The sequence below is a fragment of the Luteimonas sp. A611 genome (assembly GCF_054072715.1).
Genome location: NZ_JBSVRP010000001.1, coordinates 2,266,025 through 2,282,437, shown reverse-complemented (window position 1 = coordinate 2,282,437; position 16,413 = coordinate 2,266,025). Strand labels below are relative to the sequence as shown.

The following is a 16,413-nucleotide window of genomic DNA, read 5'->3' as shown; positions in this document are numbered from 1 at the left end:
TGCCGAACACCAGCCAAGGGAACACAATGACCTCGTCCATACGACCCAACGCGTTGCCCTGGCTGATCCTGTCGGCGATCGTCATCGTCCTCGACCAGCTGAGCAAGTGGTGGGTGCTGACCAGCCTGCCCGAGTACACCGCGATACCGGTGATCGAAGGTTTCTGGAACTGGTACCGCACCTACAACACCGGCGCGGCCTTCAGCTTCCTGGCGGGCGCCGGCGGCTGGCAGAAGTGGTTCTTCACCGTGCTCGGCGTGGGCATCAGCGGCCTGCTCGCGTTCTGGTTGTCGCGCACGCCGCGCGCCGACTGGCGCACCGCGCTGCCGTTCGCGCTGGTGATCGGCGGCGCGCTGGGCAACATCATCGACCGCCAGGTCCACGGCCACGTGGTCGACTTCATCCAGTGGCACTGGAAAGGTCATTACTGGCCGGCCTTCAACATCGCCGACTGCGCGGTGGTGGGCGGGGCGATCGGCATCGCACTGTTCGGACTGTTCCAGGGCAAGGGTACGGACGGCGCGAAGCGTCGCTGAGCGCAGCAGCAAGGGCGCGAATGCGCGTGTCCACCGACCGGGGCGGACCTTGCGTCACCGGCGGAGAGTCACTTTTTGCGCCCCGACCGGGTGATGGCCTCGCCGGCCGGCGCCTTCTGGCCGTGGCCATGCCGCCGCACCGGCCCGCGCAGGCACGCCGTCGCCGCCGGCGACACACCGCGTTCCGGCGCTGTTGCCTGCTTGGGCGCTACACTGCGCGCCATGGACATCGTCCTCGCCAATCCCCGCGGTTTCTGTGCCGGCGTCGACCGCGCCATCGAGATCGTCAAACGCGCCATCGAGACCCTGGGCGCGCCGATCTACGTGCGCCACGAAGTGGTCCATAACCGCTTCGTGGTCGAGGACCTGCGCCGCCGCGGCGCGATCTTCGTCGAGGAGCTCGATGAAGTGCCCGATGGCAACACCGTGATCTTCAGCGCCCACGGCGTCTCCCAGGCGGTGCGCGAGGAGGCGGGGCGACGCGGCCTGAAGGTGTTCGACGCCACCTGTCCGCTGGTGACCAAGGTGCACTTGGAAGTCGCGCGCCAGTGCCGCGCCGGGCGCGACGTGGTGCTGATCGGACACGCCGGCCACCCGGAGGTCGAGGGCACGATGGGGCAGTGGAAGGCGGAAGCCGGCAGCGGCCGCATCTACCTAGTCGAAGACCTGGAGGATGTGGCCTGGATCGACCCGTCGCAGCCGGCCAACATCGCCTACACCACGCAGACCACTCTGTCGGTGGACGACACCCGCGACATCATCTCCGCCCTGCGCGCGCGCTTCCCGCTCATCCAGGGCCCGAAGAACGACGACATCTGCTACGCCACGCAGAACCGGCAGGACGCAGTGCGCGCGCTGGCCCAGCAGTGCGACCTGGTGCTGGTGGTCGGCTCGCCCAACAGCTCCAACTCCAACCGCCTGCGCGAGCTGGCCGAACGCGATGGCGTGGAGTCCTACCTGATCGATGGCGCCGCCGAGATCGACCCGGAGTGGGTGGTCGGCCGCCGCCATATCGGCGTCACCGCCGGTGCGTCGGCCCCCGACGTGCTGGTGCAGGGCGTGCTGACGCGCCTGCGCGAGCTGGGCGCCGGCCCCGTGCGCGAACTGCACGGTGAACCCGAGAGCATGGTGTTCGCCCTGCCGAAGGAACTGCGGCTGCAGCTGATCGACTGAACGCGTCCCTGACTGCGCCCCAACGAAAAAGCCCCGCACTGCGGGGCTTTCACGTATCTGGTGCCGGAAATAGGAATCGAACCTACGACCTACGCATTACGAATGCGCCGCTCTACCAACTGAGCTATTCCGGCGAGGGTCGCAAATTCTAGGCCTTGGGCGGCGCCCGGTCAAAGGGAAGACACGTTGCGGCGGCAGGCGCAGGCCGCACTGCAATCGCACGGGGACGGCGGAACGCGGCACGCCGCGGCGTGCCGCGCGGCCTTACAGCGTGCCCGCTACCGGAACTTCGTTCAGCCGGTTGCGCAACTCGTCGGTGACGCGCAGCGCCAGTGCCACGATCGTCAGGGTGGGGAAGGCCCATCCGCCGGTCGGGAACACCGAGCTGCCTGCGACGTACAGGTTGTCGACGCCATGCACCCGGCACTGCGTGTCGACCACGCCGTCTGCCGGCGAATCCGCCATGCGGGTGGTGCCGATGTGGTGCGCGGTGCCGTGCACGTGGGGGACGGCGCTGGCGTCGCGCAGCCAGTCGGCCGGTTCGAATTCGCACTCGAAGCGGGTTGCCACGTCGGCGCTGATGAGCTTGGCGGCGCCACGGATGCTGGCCTGGTCGGCGGCGGACAGCCGCCAGTCCATGCGCACCTTGCGCAGGCCCAGCGCATCGCGGTCGTCGGACAGCAGGATGCGGCTGTCGCGGTTTGGCGCCTGCTCGAAATAACCGACCATTTCCACGCGATCGGTGTCCACGACGCTGCGTCGGGCAAGTTTGCGACGCCCCGCCTGGAAGATGTCGCCGGCATGCAGGGCCGTGCGCAGCGCGAGGCGGCCACGGTGGACCGGCCCGTCGTACGCCGGGATCCGTTCGGGAATCTCCTGCGCCAGCGCGTCGAGCACCTCGTTCTCCACGCTCTGGCTCTCGTCGGCCGGGCCGCGCTTGCCGCGCAACGATGCGCGCAGGGCGCGCAGCGAGGCCAGTCCCTTGGACGCGGGCTGTTCGACCGCGAATGGCCGCGCGCGTGCGTTGAGCAGCCGGTGGCTCTGCTGCGCCGACGCCGACAGGCTGAGCTGGTGGTAGGCGGGGCAGGGCGCATCGTCGAGCGCGCGGCTGTACAGGTTCGCCAGCTGGTCCATGGCGCCAGCCCGGAACGTGCCGAGCCCGCAGCGCGGATGGTCCATGAAGTAGCGGCCGACCAGGTCGCGATCGTTGCCCAGTCCTGCGGGCGCGACGTCGTCGGAAAGCAGCAGCAGCCGTGCGTTCTCGATGCCGCCGGTGGCCAGCACGAAATAGCGGGCGTTGACATGGCCACGGCGGCCGTCGGTGGTGCCGATCAGCGCCCGTCGCACCGCCGACGCGTTGTCGAGAGCCTCGAGGCGAAGCACGTTGGCATGCAGCAACAGCTGCAGGTTGGGTGACGTGCGCAGCAGCTCCATGTGCGCCTGGCCGAAGTCGAGCGGGCTGATCCGACTGGTGCGGTTGTCGAGGTTGGGCGAGGGCGCGTCGCCGTTGCCGGAGGAGAGGTAGGTGCCGTCGCCGAAATCACCCGGATCGACGCGGCAGACCTTGTTGGCCCGCGCGTAGTACGACGCCAGCGCGTCCCACTCGATCGGCCAGCCGCTTTCGGGTACCCATTCGCGCCTTGCCATCTCGATCGAGCTCATCGGGATGCAGCCGCCACCCCACAGGCGGGTCGAACCGCCGAAGGTGCGCAAGCGGCTGAAAGCGGGATCGAGCGCATGCGGCCCGATCGATTCCCCGGCGTTCAACGCCTGGCTGGCGCGCTCGCTGCGCAGGCCGCCGCCTTCGAGCAGGCAGACCTTCCACGGCGTGTTGGCGAGCTCTGCGGCGATGGTGATGCCGGCCGGTCCGCCGCCGATGATGCAGACGTCCGCGTCGAAGGCATCCGGGCAGGCGGGCGAGCTGAAATCATCGATCATCGGTCGTCAGGGCTCTGCGGGACGGGTCGGGTCTGTCTCAGGTGCGCAGACTGGACTCCGGTACGCTGTCGTCCGGATCTACAACGCAAACGCAGATATGGCCAAGGCGCGGACAGCCTACGTGTGCAGTGAGTGTGGCGCGGACTTCAGCAAGTGGCAGGGGCAATGTGGTGCCTGCGGCGCCTGGGACACGCTGTCGGAGTTCGTGGTGGAGCCTGCGGGCACCGCGAAGTCGCCGGCTTCGCGCCGCAGCGGCTGGGCTGGCAAGGTCGATCCGCCGAAGGTCACAGCGCTCAAGGACGTGCAGCAGGGCGAAGAGGTGCGCGTGTCGACCGGCATCGGCGAGTTCGACCGCGTGCTCGGCGGCGGCCTGGTGGCGGGCGCGGTGGTGCTGGTCGGTGGCGACCCGGGCATCGGCAAGTCGACCCTGCTGCTGCAGGCGGTGGCGTCGATGGCATCGTCGCTGCCCGGGCTGTACGTGACCGGCGAGGAATCGCTGGCGCAGGTCGCCGGCCGCGCCTCGCGTCTCGGGCTGCCGGTCGAAGGCCTGAATGCGCTTGCCGAAACCGGGATCGAACGCATCCTCGAGCAGGCCGCCAAACTGCGCCCGCGCATCATCGTGGCCGATTCGGTGCAGACGCTGTGGACCGAGTCGCTCACCGCCGCGCCGGGGTCGGTGAGCCAGGTGCGCGAGAGCGCGGCGCGGCTGGTGCGCTACGCCAAGGAGACCGGCACCGCGGTGTTCCTGGTCGGGCATGTCACCAAGGAAGGCGGCATCGCCGGCCCGCGCGTGCTCGAGCACATGGTCGATGCGGTGCTGTACTTCGAGGGCGATTCGGGCAGCCGCTTCCGCGTACTGCGTGCGTTCAAGAACCGCTTTGGCGCAGTCAACGAACTCGGCGTGTTCGCGATGGGCGACAAGGGGCTGAAGGAGGTGCCCAATCCTTCGGCGATCTTCCTGTCCGGCGGCAGCGCGCGCCAGCCCGGCAGCTGCGTGATGGTCACGCGCGAAGGCACGCGGCCGCTGCTGGTCGAAGTGCAGGCGCTGGTGGACGGCTCGTCGCTGTCGAACCCGCGCCGGGTCGCGGTGGGCCTGGAGGGCAACCGCATGGCGATGCTGCTGGCGGTGCTGCACCGGCACGGCGGCGTGGTCACCAGTGACCAGGATGTGTTCGTCAACGTGGTCGGTGGCATCCGGGTGCAGGAGACCGCGGCCGATCTGCCTGTGCTGCTGGCGGTGCTGTCCTCGCTGCGCGACACGCCGCTGCCGGAGAAGACGATCGCGTTCGGCGAGGTCGGGCTGTCGGGCGAGATCCGGCCGGTGCCCAACGGCGAGGAGCGGCTCAAGGAGGCGGCGACGCACGGCTTCAAGCGCGCGATCGTGGCCAAGGCGAATGCGCCGAAGGCGGGCAGCTACAAGGGCATGGAGGTGATCGCGGTCGAGCGCCTGGCCGACGCGCTGGAGCAGGTGTGAGCCTTGCGCCTGGCGATGGCGGACGCTGGCCTGCGGCGCGCGTCGTGTCGGTGCTGCTGCATCCGTTCGCGGTGTTCGTCGCGCTGGCACTGGTTGCGGCGTGGCGGCTGGATCCGTCAGGCCTGCTGCGAACCGCGGCCGCCATCGGGGTCGCGGTCGCGATCGTATGGGCGTTCGTGCTGCAACGCCGGCGTTCGGGGCGATGGCAGACCGTCGACGCGTCGCATCCGCACGAGCGGCCGGCGCTGTACCTGCTTGCCCTGCTGGTCGCGGGCGGCTACTGGTGGTGGCAGGGCGGGCGTGGATCGGCAAGTTCCACCGGTGTGCTGGCGGTGGTCGTGATGCTGTGCGTGGCGGCGATGGCCAACCGCTGGATCAAGCTGTCGCTGCACATGGCCAGCCTGGCGTTTGCCGGCGTGACGCTGCTGGCCCTGTGGCCCGCAGCCGGCGCGGCGACGCTGGCATTGCTGCCGTTGCTGGGCTGGTCGCGGCTGCGCATGGCGCGGCACAGCCTGCCCGAAGTGTTGGGCGGCGCGGCGCTTGGCCTGGCCTGCGGCACCGTGCCGCTGCTGCTGTATTGAGGCGCGATGATTCGCGTGCGCTGATCCTGCGGCTGTCCCGATCCGGAAGCGGGCTTGCGCAGGAGGGCCGACGGAATTGACCTGGGTCAGTGCGGCTGGCGCGGGCGGCGCAATAGAGTCCGTCCATGCCAAATTTCAGCTTCCCTTCGCCGGCGATGGACGCCCGGATGCTCACGCGACGCGCGGAATCCGGGAAGGCGACCGGATCGCTGCAGGCGCCGCTGCCGTGAGGCCATTGGCGTGGGCCGCCGCGCTGGCCCTGTGCGCGGCCGGAGCGCTGCGGGCGCAGGTGCCGGAGTCGGCCGCGACGCCGACCAGGGACCTGGACACCCTGCAGGTCACCGCCACGATCCTGCCCACCGCAGCGATCGACGCCAGCCAGAACATCACCGTGCTCGGCCCGGAACAACTCGAGGCGTGGCGCGGCCGCAGCCTGGCCGACGTGCTGGCCGCACAGGCCGGGCTTGTGGTGGATCGCAGTGCGCGCGGCGGCGGCTACGGCGCGCTGTACCTGCGCGGTGCCGATCCCAGCCACGTCGTGGTCCTGGTCGACGGCGTGCGCCAGAACGACCCGCTGTCATCGCGCGGCAGCGCGGTCGACCTCAACACCCTGTCGCTGGAGCGGATCGAGCGCATCGAGATCGTGCGCGGCAGCGCCAGCGTCGCCCATGCCGAGGCGATCGCCGGGCTGGTCCATCTGCACACCCGGCGCGCCGCGAAAGGCGCCAGCGCCGGCGTCGCGATCGGCGGCGACGGCCTGCGCGCGCTCCATGCCGGCCTGTCCGGCACGGACTGGAGCCTGGCCGCGAGCGACCGCGAGGATGGCGACGGCCGCCGCGGCTTGCAGGGCGTGCGCGCCTTCGATGCGGCCTGGGAACGCGAACTGCAGCCGGCACTGACGCTGCGTGCGGCGTTCGGCTACAGCGACAGTGAAGGCCGCGGCTTCCCCGATGACAGCGGCGGTCCGCGCTACGCGGTGCTGCGTGAACTGGACGAACGCGAGGCGCGCGCCCGCCAGTTCTCGCTGCAGGCCCGGTATCGACCATCGACGGGCACGATCGAGGCGCAGTGGGCCAGGTTCTCGCGCGGGGGCGACGAGGATTCGCCGGGCGTGGCCGGCGGCTTGCGCGACCCGGCCGGTCTGCCCGCGCTGGCCGCGCAGATCGACTACCGTCGCGACGAACTGCAGGCCACCTGGCGACGGCCGCTCGGCGCCGCCAGCGAGTTCGGTGCCGGCGTGCTGCACCAGCGCGAACGCGGCGTCTACGACGGCCGGATCGACTACGGCTTCTTCCAGTCGCCGGTCGCGTTCTCGATGCAGCGCACCACCGATGCCGCATACGCCGAACTGCGCTGGCGCCACGGCGCCTGGACCGCCCAGGGCGGCCTGCGCCACGAGCGCCGCCGCGATGCCGGCGCCAAGGCCGACCACGCCACCCAGCCAATGCTGTCGCTGCAGCGGCACCTCGGCACGTCGGGCGCGCACTGGGGCGCTTCGTTCTCGCGCAGCTCCAGGCCACCGAGCTTCTACGCGCTGGGCCATCCGCTGGTCGGCAACCCCGAACTGCGGACCGAGCGCGCCGGGCACCGCGAGCTGTACTACGCCACCGCCAGTGATGCGGCCTGGCCGAGCCGGATCACCGTGTTCAGCGCGCGCTATCGCGACCTGGTGGATTTCGACGGCGGACCGCCGCCGCAACTGGTCAACCGCGCCCGGATCGAAGCCGACGGGCTGGAATGGCGCAGCGCACACCGCTTCGGCAACGACTGGCAGCTGGGGCTGGACGGCGCGTGGATTCGGGTGCGCGATCCGGTCGGCGGCGTCGTCCTGCGCCACCGGCCGCGACTGCAGGCCGGCGCCGACCTGACGGTGCCGCTGGACGGGCAGTACGAACTGTCGCTGCGGCTGCACCACCTCGGGCGCCGCTTCGACTCGTCCATTCCCACCGGCGACCGCTGGCTGGCGTCAGCGACCACGTTCGACCTGGCGCTGCGCCGGCAGTGGGGCCCGGCAGCGCTGCTGCTTGCGCTCGACGACGTGGGCGATGCGCGCGGCGAGGAGGTGATCGGACTGGAGGCGCAGGGCCGCCGGCTGCGGCTGTCACTACAGTGGGACCTGCAATGAAGCTTCGCCACGACAACACGCGGGCGCTCGCATGCGCCGGCATCGTCCTCACGCTGCTGCTGGGCCTGGCCTGGCTCGGCCTGCTGGCGGCCGCACCGGGCCGGGCGCAGGACGCGCCGCCGCCGCCTATTTCGCTGGACGAAGCCATCGGCCTGGTGAATACGTACTGCGGCGCCTGCCATCTGGTGCCGGCGCCGGACATCCTGCCCAAGCGCGACTGGCCGTACGCGGTGCAGACCATGGCCGAGCTCTCGGAGAAGATGCGGGGCCAGGAGTTCATTCCCGCCGACGTGCTGCCGCACATCAAGGCGTTCTATTACGGAAGCAGCCCGGCCGAGCTGCCACGCCTGCCCTACCTGGCGCCTGCGCCTTCGCCGCTGCGGTTCCGCGCCTCGACCATCGGTGCGACCGCCGAAACTCCGCTGGTCACGCATGTCACCGCAGGACTGAGCGGCGCGCCGACCGACCTGCTGGTGTCCGACGCCGGCCGCCGCGAGGTGCTGCGGCTGTGGCACGAAGATGGCCAATGGCGCGAGCGCGCGCTGGCGGAGCTGGTCGCGCCCGCGCATGCCCAGGTCGTCGATCTCGACGGCGACGGCCTGCTGGACATCGTGGTGGCCGAACTGGGCGAGATGGCGCCGTCGGGCAACGCTGTCGGCAAGGTGGTCGTCCTGCTTGGCGACCCGTCCGGCACGTTCGTCCGCCGTACCCTCGTCGAAGGCCTGGGGCGGGTCACCGACGTGCGCGCCGCGGACCTCGACGGCGACGGCGACATGGACCTCGCAGTGGCCGTGTTCGGCATGAACGACATTGGCGGGATCTTCTGGCTGGAGAACCGCGACGGCGCGTTGTATCGACACAACCTGATGTCGCTCGCCGGCGCGCTCGGCATCGACGCGGTGGACCTGGATGGCGACGGCCTGCTGGACCTGGTCAGCCTGGTCTCCCAGGAGCACGAAATGGTGCTCGCCTTCCACAACCTTGGCGGCGGCCGCTTCGAGCAGATGGAGCTGGCGCGCGCGCCGCATCCGATGTTCGGCTCCACGTCCCTGCGTCCGGTGGACCTGGACCAGGACGGCGACATCGACCTGCTGTTCACCAACGGCGACGCCTTCGACCTGCAGACAGATCCCAAGCCCTACCACGGCGTGCAGTGGCTGGAGAACCTGGGAAACATGCAGTTCGCCTTCCGCGACATCGGCCGCTTCTATGGCGCCGTCACCACGGCGGTCGGCGATCTCGACGGCGACGGCGACCTCGACATCGTGGCCAGCAGCTGGGTCAACTACTGGCGCGACCCGGGCCGCCACACCCTGGTCTGGTACGAGAACGATGGCCGCGGGAACTTCACTCCGCACGCCATCGCCAGCGAGCCGGCCGGTCTGACCTCGCTGTGGCTGGCCGACATGAACGGCGACGGCCGGCTCGACATCGTCGCCGGTGCGTTCCGCATGGACCTGCTGCAGGAGATGCTGGACATGCCGGTCAATGAAGACACCCGCCCCGAGCCCCCGCCAGGGTCCGCGAAGGAGCATCCCCGGCTGCTGCTGTTCGAGAACCTGCCTGCCGACGGGAGTGGCGAAGGGAGCTGAGGTCGCTGCTGCTACAGCCGCGCGTGGCGCGACACCGGCTGCAGGTCGGGCAGGGCGCCGTCGCCGTCGGCCACCGCGGCGATGACCTGGTCAGCCGCCTCCACCTCGATGCCCTCGGCCGCATACCAGTCCGGGTTGTAGTAGCTGTGGGCGTAGCGTTCGCCGCCGTCGCAGAGGATGGTGACGATCGATCCTGTTTCGCCGCGCGCGCGCAGCGCCTGCGCCACGCGCAGCACGCCGACGAAGTTGGTGCCGGTGGACCCGCCGACGCGACGGCCAAGCCGGCGGTTGACGTAGCGCATCGCCGCCAGGCTGAGTCCATCGGGCACCTTGACCATCGCGTCGACGCAGCCGGCGATGAAGCTCGGTTCTGGAGTTGGCCGGCCGATGCCCTCGATCCTCGACGACGGCACCGACACCGCCGGCGACGGCTGGCCCTGCGCCAGCGCGGCGTAATGGCCATGGAATGCCGAATGCTGCGGATCCGCACACAGCACCCGCGTCGGCAGGCCGCGGTAACTCGCGTAGCGGCCAATCGTCGCGCTGGTGCCGCCGGTGCCGGCGCTGCACACCACCCAGGCCGGCACCGGGTGCGGCTCCTGGTCCATCTGCCTGAAGATCGACTCGGCGATGTTGTTGTTGGCGCGCCAGTCGGTGGCACGTTCGGCGTAGGTGAACTGGTCCATGAAGTGGCCGCCGCTTTCGCGCGCAAGCCGTACCGACTCGGCGGTGATGTCGCGCGCTTCGCGCACCAGGTGGCAGCGTCCGCCGTGGAACTCGATGGCCGCGATCTTCTCCGGCGAGGTGGACGCGGGGATCACCGCCACGAACGGCAGCCCCAGCAGGCTCGCGAAATACGCCTCCGACACCGCGGTCGAGCCGCTCGACGCCTCCACCACCATGCTGCCCGAATGCAGCCAGCCGTTGGCCAGCGCGTACAGGAACAGCGACCGGGCGAGCCGGTGCTTGAGGCTGCCGGTGGGATGGCTGGACTCGTCCTTGAAATAGACATCGATCCCCGGGAAGCCCGGCAGCGCCAGCGGGATCAGGTGGGTATCGGCCGAACGGTTGAAATCGGCCTCGATCCGGCGGATCGCGGCGCTCGTCCAGGCGTGGTGGCCGGAGCAGGCGAGATGGCTGGATTCGTCAAGGAAGGGCATGGCGCGCAACGGGGCGGGGGGACCTCATTCTCGCCGATCCCGCACGGCCCGGCTGGGCGCTGAACGACCGCCGCGACCCCTGCGGTCAAACGCGCTGCAGCAGCAGCTCCAGCACGAACTTGCTGCCGAAGAAGGCCAACACCAGCAGCCCCATCGCCACCAGGGTCAGGCGCACCGCCCTGCCGCCGCGCCAGCCGCGACGCCAGCGGCCAACCAGCAGCGCGCCGAACACCAGCCACGACAGCATGCTGAGCACCGACTTGTGGATCAGGTGCTGGGCGAAGAAGTCCTGCACGAACAGCACACCGGTCAGCAGGGTCGCCGTCAGCAGCACGAAGCCGGTCCAGATCGTGCGGAACAGCAGCGTTTCCAGCTCGGTCAGCGGCGGCAGCACGCGCAGCCAGGCGTGGAATTCGCGCCGCCGCAATGCGCGCTCCTGCGCCCACAGCATGATCGCCAGCAGGGCGGCGATGGCGAGCGCGGCGTAGGCGAGCAGGGCGAGCCAGGCGTGCAGCTCCAGGCGCCAGTCCAGATCACGCGCCACCGTGCCTGCGGCCAGCGCATAGCCGAGCAGCGACAGCGCCGCCACCGGAAACACCACCACCCCCAGCGCGCCCATGCGTCCTGCGGCGGCATAGAGCGTGGTCAGCGCCGCCATGCCCAGGCCCACCAGCGACAGCGCCGAGAAAAAGTGCAGGTCCAGGCCGGATTCCGCGCGCCAGGCCAGGACATGGACCAGGCCATGCAGCGCCACCGCACTCACCGCGGTCAGCAGCCAGAAGCCGGCGCCGGCCGCGCGGTCGACCTGCAGGCGGCGCGCCACCAGCCAGGCCCCCAGCAGGTAGAACACGGCGGCAATGAGAACGATTGGCATCGGGAAAGTGTCGCACGAACCGGGCTGCGGGGCAGCGGGCGGGCCGCAGCCAGCGGAGCCGCGGCGGCCGCCCGCTATACTCGGCGGCCCTGTTTTCCGCGACGTTTCCGCCATGTTCGAATCGCTCACCCAGCGCCTGTCCGGCACCATGGACCGCCTGCGCGGCCGCGGCCGGCTGACCGAGGAGAACATCCGCGAGGCCACGCGCGAGGTGCGCATCGCGCTGCTCGAGGCCGACGTCGCCCTGCCGGTGGTGCAGGCGCTGGTCGAACGGATCAAGGTCCGCGCGGTTGGCCAAGAGGTGCTCAAGTCGCTGACCCCGGGGCAGGCGCTGATCAAGGTGGTGCGCGACGAGCTCACCACGGTGATGGGCGCGCAGGCCAGCGAGCTCAACCTCAACGTGCCGGCGCCGGCGGTGATCCTGATGGCCGGCCTGCAGGGCGCCGGCAAGACCACCACGGTCGGCAAGCTGGCCAGGCTGCTCAAGGACAAGCGCAAGAAGAAGGTGATGGTGGTCAGCGCCGACGTCTACCGTCCGGCCGCGATCGAGCAGCTCAAGACCCTCGCCGAGCAGACCGGGGTGCTGTTCTTCCCGTCCGACGTCGGCCAGCAGCCGGTGGACATCGTGCGCGCCGCGATCGCCGACGCGAGGAAGTCCTTCGCCGACGTGCTGATCGTCGATACCGCCGGCCGGCTCGCCATCGACGAGGCGATGATGGCCGAGATCAAGGCGCTGCACGCCGCGGTCAATCCGGTCGAGACGCTGTTCGTGGTCGATTCGATGACCGGCCAGGACGCGGCCAACACCGCCAAGGCCTTCGGTGAAGCGCTGCCCCTGACCGGCGTGGTGCTGACCAAGACCGATGGCGACGCGCGCGGCGGCGCGGCGCTGAGCGTGCGCTACATCACCGGCAAGCCGATCAAGTTCATCGGCACCAGCGAGAAAACCGACGGCCTGGACGTGTTCCATCCCGATCGCGTCGCCAGCCGCATCCTCGACATGGGCGACGTGCTGTCGCTGGTCGAGCAGGTCGAGCAGCAGGTCGACAAGGACAAGGCCCAGAAGCTGGCCGAGAAGGTCGCCAAGGGCAAGAAGTTCGACCTCAACGACATGCGCGACCAGCTCGAGCAGATGCAGAACATGGGCGGCATCGGCAGCTTGATGGAAAAGCTGCCGGGCCTGGGCCAGGTGCCCGAGCACCTCAAGCAACAGGTGCAGCAGAGCAAGGAAGTGCCGCGCATGATCGCCATCATCAGCTCGATGACGAAGAAGGAGCGGCGCAACCCGGCCCTGCTCAACGGCTCGCGCCGCGCGCGCATCGCCGCCGGTTCGGGCACGCACCCGTCGGATGTCAACAAACTGATGAAGCAGTACCAGCAGATGGAAAAGATGATGGGCAAGATGGCCCGCGGCGGCATGAAGGGCATGATGCGCGGCCTGCAGGGCATGATGGGCGGCGCGGGGCGGATGCCGTTCCGCTGATGGCATCGGGGTGTCATCCGAACGCAGCATCCGGTTGTGACCCACACGCAGCATCCGGTTGTCATCCCGAGCGCAGCGAGGGATCTTGCCCCGGGTGCCAGCGGAAACAGGATCCCTCGCTGCGCTCGGGATGGCAGCTTCCGGGGTCGCGCCGGCGACACGATCTGGAATGAACGCATGACCCTCGCCTTCCTCGACGGCCGGCCCGCCACCGCCGACGACCTGCGCGCGCTGGCCCTGGCCAACTACGGCCACTTCAGCTCGATGCAGGTGCGCGGTCGCGCGGTGCAGGGGCTGGACCTGCACCTGCGCCGGCTGGAGTCCGCGACCCGCGAGCTCTTCGACGCGACGCTCGACGACGCGCACATCCGCGTTGCCATCCTCGCCGCGCTCGACGCGGCCGGCATGGAGGACGCCAGCGTGCGCGTCACCGTGTACGCGCGCGGCTTCGACTACACCGCACCCGACCGCGCCGTGCCGGTCGACGTGCTGGTCTCGCTCAACCCGCCGCGCCGGGCCGACCCCGCGCCGGCCCGGGTGAAGACCTACCCCTTCCAGCGGCCGCTGCCGCACCTCAAGCACGTGGGCACATTCCCGCTGTTCCAGCACCGGCGGCAGGCGCGGCGCGAAGGCGTGGACGACGCGCTGTTCACCGACGCCGAGGGCCGGATCAGCGAGGGCTCGGTCTGGAACATCGGCTTCTGGGATGGCGGCCAGGTGGTCTGGCCACAGGCGGACGCCCTGCGCGGTACCGCCGAGCGCCTGCTGCAGGCTGGGCTGGCCGAAACCGGCGTGGCGCAGCGGACCGTCCCGGTCGAGGCGCGGGCGCTGGACGGGATGCGCGCCGCGTTCGCGGCCAACGCCACCGGCATCTGGCCCATCTCCGGGATCGATGAGACCACGCTGCGGCCGGATCCTCGTCTCATGGAGGCGCTTGCGGCAGCGCTCCGCACCCAGCCCTGGCAGCCACTGGCCGGTTGACCGGAGCGGAACAGCGCTGGCGCGCGCGGGGTAGCGGCCTTGCAGGTGCGACGTTGGTCGCGGGCCCGGCGGGTTCCCAGTGCCGCCGGCTGCACTTGGCGGGGTTCCGCGGCTCGGGTCAATGACTTACAATTGCCGGCTTACCTCGCCATCCTGGCGACTGGGCAACACCGAGAACCACCATGGTCAAGATCCGCCTTACCCGCGGCGGCGCCAAGAAGCGCCCCTTCTACCACATCATCGTCACCGACTCGCGCAGCGCGCGCGACGGCCGCAACATCGAGCGCCTGGGTTACTACAACCCCGTCGCGCAGGGCGCCGAAGAGCGCATCGTGCTGGACACCGCGCGTGTCGACCACTGGGTTTCGAAGGGCGCACAGCTGACCGACAAGGTCCGCAACCTGTACCGCGAAACCGTCAAGGTCGCCCCGGCCGCGTGATGTCCGGGCCGCGCGCCGCGTGGCCACGCAAAGCATGACCGACCAGACGCGCCGCATCCTCATGGGCAGGATCCACGGCGCGTTTGGCGTGCGTGGCGAACTGAAGCTCGAATCCTTCAGCGATCCGCCCGAGGCGATCCTCCGGTACCTGCCGTTGACCCTGCGCACCGTGCAGGGCAGCGAGCGCGAACTGGAAGGCGCCCGCGGCCGCAGCACCGCCAAGGGCATCGTGATGCAGCTGCCCGGGGTCGACGATCGCGACGCTGCCGAAGCGTTGCGCGGCGCCGAGATCTTCGTCCCGCGCAGTGCACTGCCGCCGCCGGCGCCCGGCGAGTACTACTGGGTCGACCTGGAAGGCCTGCGCGTGCTGAACACCGACGGCGCCGACTTCGGCGTGGTCTCGCACCTGTTTTCGACCGGCGCCAACGACGTGCTGGTCGCGCGCGGCGAGCGCGAACGGATGATTCCCTTCGTGCTGCCCGATTACATCGTCTCGGTCGACTTCGACGCGCGCTGCGTCACGGTCGACTGGGACGTGGATTTCTGAAGGCGCTCCGGTCGAGGGTCGCCATCAGGATGTCATCCCGAGCGCAGCGAGGGATCTTGTCCCAGGTCGCCGGCAAACCAGATCCCTCGCTGCGCTCGGGATGACAATCGTCCAGACAGACAGCCGGATCCGAAACCAGGCGTGATTCCTGACCCGGCGCCCCGCCGCAATCTCGATCCTTGAGCCCACCATGCGCATCGAACTCATCAGCCTGTTCCCCGAATTCGTCGCCCAGTGCGCCGGCTTCGGCGTGGTCGGGCGGGCGCAGGAGCGGGGGCTGCTGTCGATCCAGGGCTGGAATCCGCGTGATTACGCGGCAGGCAACTATCGCCGGGTCGACGATCGGCCCTTCGGTGGCGGGCCAGGCATGGTGATGCTGATCGATCCGCTGCGGGCGGCGATCCGGGCCGCACGCGAGGCCGATCCGGCGCCGGCGAAGGTCATCTACCTCAGTCCCCAGGGCCGTCCGCTGACCCAGTCCCTGGTCCGTGAACTGGCCGGCCGCGAGCGGCTGATCCTGCTGTGCGGGCGCTACGAGGGCGTCGACGAGCGCCTGGTGGCGGCCGAGGTCGACGAGGAACTGTCGATCGGCGACTACGTGCTGTCGGGCGGGGAGCTGGCCGCGGCGGTGGTCATCGACGCGGTCGCCCGGCTGCAGGATGGCGCGCTGAACGATGCGGAATCCGCCGCCCAGGACAGTTTCGAGGCCGACGGCCTGCTCGACTGTCCGCACTACACCCGGCCGGTCGAGCACGCGCTGGGCGCCGTGCCGGAGGTGCTGCTGTCGGGCAACCATGCCGAGATCGCGCGCTGGCGGCGGCGCCAGTCGCTGCTGCGCACCCAGCAGCGGCGCCCGGACCTGCTGGACGGGGCCGAACTCGACGCCGAAGAGCGCCGCTGGCTGGCAGAAGCGGCCGGGGCCGGCCCGGTTGGCTGAGCGGGTCTTGGCGCGCCGCCGCCGATTGCGGCTATAATACGCGGCTGACCCGCCAGCAAGGTGGGCAGCCTAGCCAAGAGCGTGCGTCCGCGTGCACCACGCCTATAACGAATCCAACAGGCTCCAACGAGATCCCGCCATGACCACCAAGCCCTCCCTGAATACCCTGCTGCAGCAGTTCGAGACCGAACAGGTGCAGCGCCAGCTTCCCGACTTTGGCCCCGGCGATACCGTCATCGTCAACGTCAAGGTCAAGGAAGGCGCCCGCGAGCGCATCCAGGCCTATGAAGGCGTGGTCATCGGCAAGAAGAACGCCGGTCTCAACTCCGCGTTCACCGTGCGCAAGATCTCGCACGGCTTCGGCGTGGAGCGCGTGTTCCAGACCCACAGCTCGACCATCGACTCGGTCGACGTGAAGCGCCGCGGCAAGGTTCGCGCCGGCAAGCTGTATTACCTGCGTGGCCTGGAAGGCAAGAAGGCGCGCATCAAGGAAGACCTGTCGCACCACGCCAAGGCCAAGGCCGCGGCTGCTGCTGCGGCGGCTGCGGCCGCGGAATCCGCCAAGTAATCCG

Annotated in this window: 14 protein-coding genes, 1 tRNA gene and 1 pseudogene; 12 read left to right on the top strand and 4 right to left on the bottom strand. The window is 70.0% G+C overall.

The window, feature by feature from the left end; all coding sequences use genetic code 11:
• Positions 1-26: 26 nt before the first annotated feature.
• The gene (gene lspA / locus ACW5EG_RS10110) at positions 27-536 is read left to right on the top strand and encodes a signal peptidase II (RefSeq protein ID WP_457019815.1); all 510 of its coding nucleotides are present in this window, start codon (positions 27-29) and stop codon (positions 534-536) included.
• 222 nt (positions 537-758) lie between these two features.
• A complete protein-coding gene (gene ispH / locus ACW5EG_RS10105; RefSeq protein WP_457019813.1) occupies positions 759-1,709 on the top strand; it encodes a 4-hydroxy-3-methylbut-2-enyl diphosphate reductase in 951 nt (316 codons plus the stop codon).
• Positions 1,710-1,767: 58 nt separating this feature from the next.
• Here ispH and ACW5EG_RS10100 read toward each other — a convergent pair.
• A tRNA-Thr gene (locus ACW5EG_RS10100) sits at positions 1,768-1,843 on the bottom strand.
• Positions 1,844-1,973: 130 nt separating this feature from the next.
• Positions 1,974-3,647: an FAD-dependent oxidoreductase gene (locus ACW5EG_RS10095; RefSeq protein ID WP_457021367.1), complete on the bottom strand. Its 1,674-nt coding sequence runs from the start codon at positions 3,645-3,647 to the stop codon at positions 1,974-1,976.
• Positions 3,648-3,744: 97 nt separating this feature from the next.
• Here ACW5EG_RS10095 and radA point away from each other — a divergent pair, with 97 nt between their 5' ends.
• From radA to ACW5EG_RS10075, 4 genes and pseudogenes are all read left to right on the top strand, one after another.
• Positions 3,745-5,121 (top strand): DNA repair protein RadA, encoded by a 1,377-nt coding sequence (gene radA, locus ACW5EG_RS10090; RefSeq protein WP_457021366.1) that lies wholly within the window; start codon positions 3,745-3,747, stop codon positions 5,119-5,121.
• Entirely contained in the window at positions 5,118-5,702 is a 585-nt protein-coding gene (locus ACW5EG_RS10085; protein WP_457021365.1) for a hypothetical protein, read from the top strand. Before radA ends, ACW5EG_RS10085 begins: the two co-directional genes overlap by 4 nt.
• 226 nt (positions 5,703-5,928) lie before the next feature.
• Positions 5,929-6,378 (top strand): annotated as a pseudogene (locus tag ACW5EG_RS10080) (TonB-dependent receptor plug domain-containing protein); the annotation flags it as partial.
• Between the two features lie 1,445 nt (positions 6,379-7,823).
• A complete protein-coding gene (locus tag ACW5EG_RS10075; protein ID WP_457021364.1) occupies positions 7,824-9,419 on the top strand; it encodes an FG-GAP repeat domain-containing protein in 1,596 nt (531 codons plus the stop codon).
• 11 nt (positions 9,420-9,430) lie between these two features.
• Here ACW5EG_RS10075 and ACW5EG_RS10070 read toward each other — a convergent pair whose 3' ends face one another.
• The gene (locus tag ACW5EG_RS10070) at positions 9,431-10,579 is read right to left on the bottom strand and encodes a PLP-dependent cysteine synthase family protein (protein WP_457021363.1); all 1,149 of its coding nucleotides are present in this window, start codon (positions 10,577-10,579) and stop codon (positions 9,431-9,433) included.
• An 85-nt stretch (positions 10,580-10,664) separates the two neighbouring features.
• Entirely contained in the window at positions 10,665-11,453 is a 789-nt protein-coding gene (locus tag ACW5EG_RS10065) for a cytochrome C assembly family protein (protein WP_457019805.1), read from the bottom strand.
• Between the two features lie 112 nt (positions 11,454-11,565).
• On the opposite strand from ACW5EG_RS10065, the gene ffh reads away from it, so the two are divergent.
• From ffh to rplS, 6 genes are all read left to right on the top strand, one after another.
• Positions 11,566-12,936, top strand: a complete 1,371-nt coding sequence (ffh, locus tag ACW5EG_RS10060) for a signal recognition particle protein (protein WP_457019804.1) — start codon at positions 11,566-11,568, stop codon at positions 12,934-12,936.
• Positions 12,937-13,113: 177 nt separating this feature from the next.
• Positions 13,114-13,917, top strand: coding sequence for an aminotransferase class IV family protein (locus ACW5EG_RS10055; RefSeq protein WP_457019802.1), 804 nt, complete (start codon positions 13,114-13,116; stop codon positions 13,915-13,917).
• A 182-nt stretch (positions 13,918-14,099) separates the two neighbouring features.
• Complete coding sequence (gene rpsP / locus ACW5EG_RS10050; protein ID WP_457019801.1) at positions 14,100-14,357, top strand: 30S ribosomal protein S16; 258 nt, start codon at positions 14,100-14,102, stop codon at positions 14,355-14,357.
• A gap of 34 nt (positions 14,358-14,391) precedes the next feature.
• Complete coding sequence (gene rimM, locus ACW5EG_RS10045) at positions 14,392-14,904, top strand: ribosome maturation factor RimM (RefSeq protein ID WP_457019799.1); 513 nt, start codon at positions 14,392-14,394, stop codon at positions 14,902-14,904.
• Positions 14,905-15,094: 190 nt separating this feature from the next.
• Complete coding sequence (gene trmD / locus ACW5EG_RS10040; RefSeq protein WP_457019797.1) at positions 15,095-15,841, top strand: tRNA (guanosine(37)-N1)-methyltransferase TrmD; 747 nt, start codon at positions 15,095-15,097, stop codon at positions 15,839-15,841.
• Between the two features lie 139 nt (positions 15,842-15,980).
• Positions 15,981-16,409 (top strand): 50S ribosomal protein L19, encoded by a 429-nt coding sequence (rplS, locus tag ACW5EG_RS10035; RefSeq protein WP_457019795.1) that lies wholly within the window; start codon positions 15,981-15,983, stop codon positions 16,407-16,409.
• The last annotated feature ends 4 nt before the right edge of the window (positions 16,410-16,413 follow it).

What these genes read in the sequence shown, in the direction of transcription:
- trmD (WP_457019797.1), top strand. Translation starts at nt 15,095, where the DNA reads ATGCGCATCGAACTCATCAGCCTGTTCCCCGAATTCGTCGCCCAGTGC.
- ACW5EG_RS10095 (WP_457021367.1), bottom strand. Translation starts at nt 3,647, where the DNA reads ATGATCGATGATTTCAGCTCGCCCGCCTGCCCGGATGCCTTCGACGCG.
- rpsP (WP_457019801.1), top strand. Translation starts at nt 14,100, where the DNA reads ATGGTCAAGATCCGCCTTACCCGCGGCGGCGCCAAGAAGCGCCCCTTC.
- ACW5EG_RS10075 (WP_457021364.1), top strand. Translation starts at nt 7,824, where the DNA reads ATGAAGCTTCGCCACGACAACACGCGGGCGCTCGCATGCGCCGGCATC.
- rimM (WP_457019799.1), top strand. Translation starts at nt 14,392, where the DNA reads ATGACCGACCAGACGCGCCGCATCCTCATGGGCAGGATCCACGGCGCG.
- ispH (WP_457019813.1), top strand. Translation starts at nt 759, where the DNA reads ATGGACATCGTCCTCGCCAATCCCCGCGGTTTCTGTGCCGGCGTCGAC.
- ffh (WP_457019804.1), top strand. Translation starts at nt 11,566, where the DNA reads ATGTTCGAATCGCTCACCCAGCGCCTGTCCGGCACCATGGACCGCCTG.
- ACW5EG_RS10055 (WP_457019802.1), top strand. Translation starts at nt 13,114, where the DNA reads ATGACCCTCGCCTTCCTCGACGGCCGGCCCGCCACCGCCGACGACCTG.
- ACW5EG_RS10070 (WP_457021363.1), bottom strand. Translation starts at nt 10,579, where the DNA reads ATGCCCTTCCTTGACGAATCCAGCCATCTCGCCTGCTCCGGCCACCAC.
- radA (WP_457021366.1), top strand. Translation starts at nt 3,745, where the DNA reads ATGGCCAAGGCGCGGACAGCCTACGTGTGCAGTGAGTGTGGCGCGGAC.
- lspA (WP_457019815.1), top strand. Translation starts at nt 27, where the DNA reads ATGACCTCGTCCATACGACCCAACGCGTTGCCCTGGCTGATCCTGTCG.
- rplS (WP_457019795.1), top strand. Translation starts at nt 15,981, where the DNA reads ATGACCACCAAGCCCTCCCTGAATACCCTGCTGCAGCAGTTCGAGACC.
- ACW5EG_RS10065 (WP_457019805.1), bottom strand. Translation starts at nt 11,453, where the DNA reads ATGCCAATCGTTCTCATTGCCGCCGTGTTCTACCTGCTGGGGGCCTGG.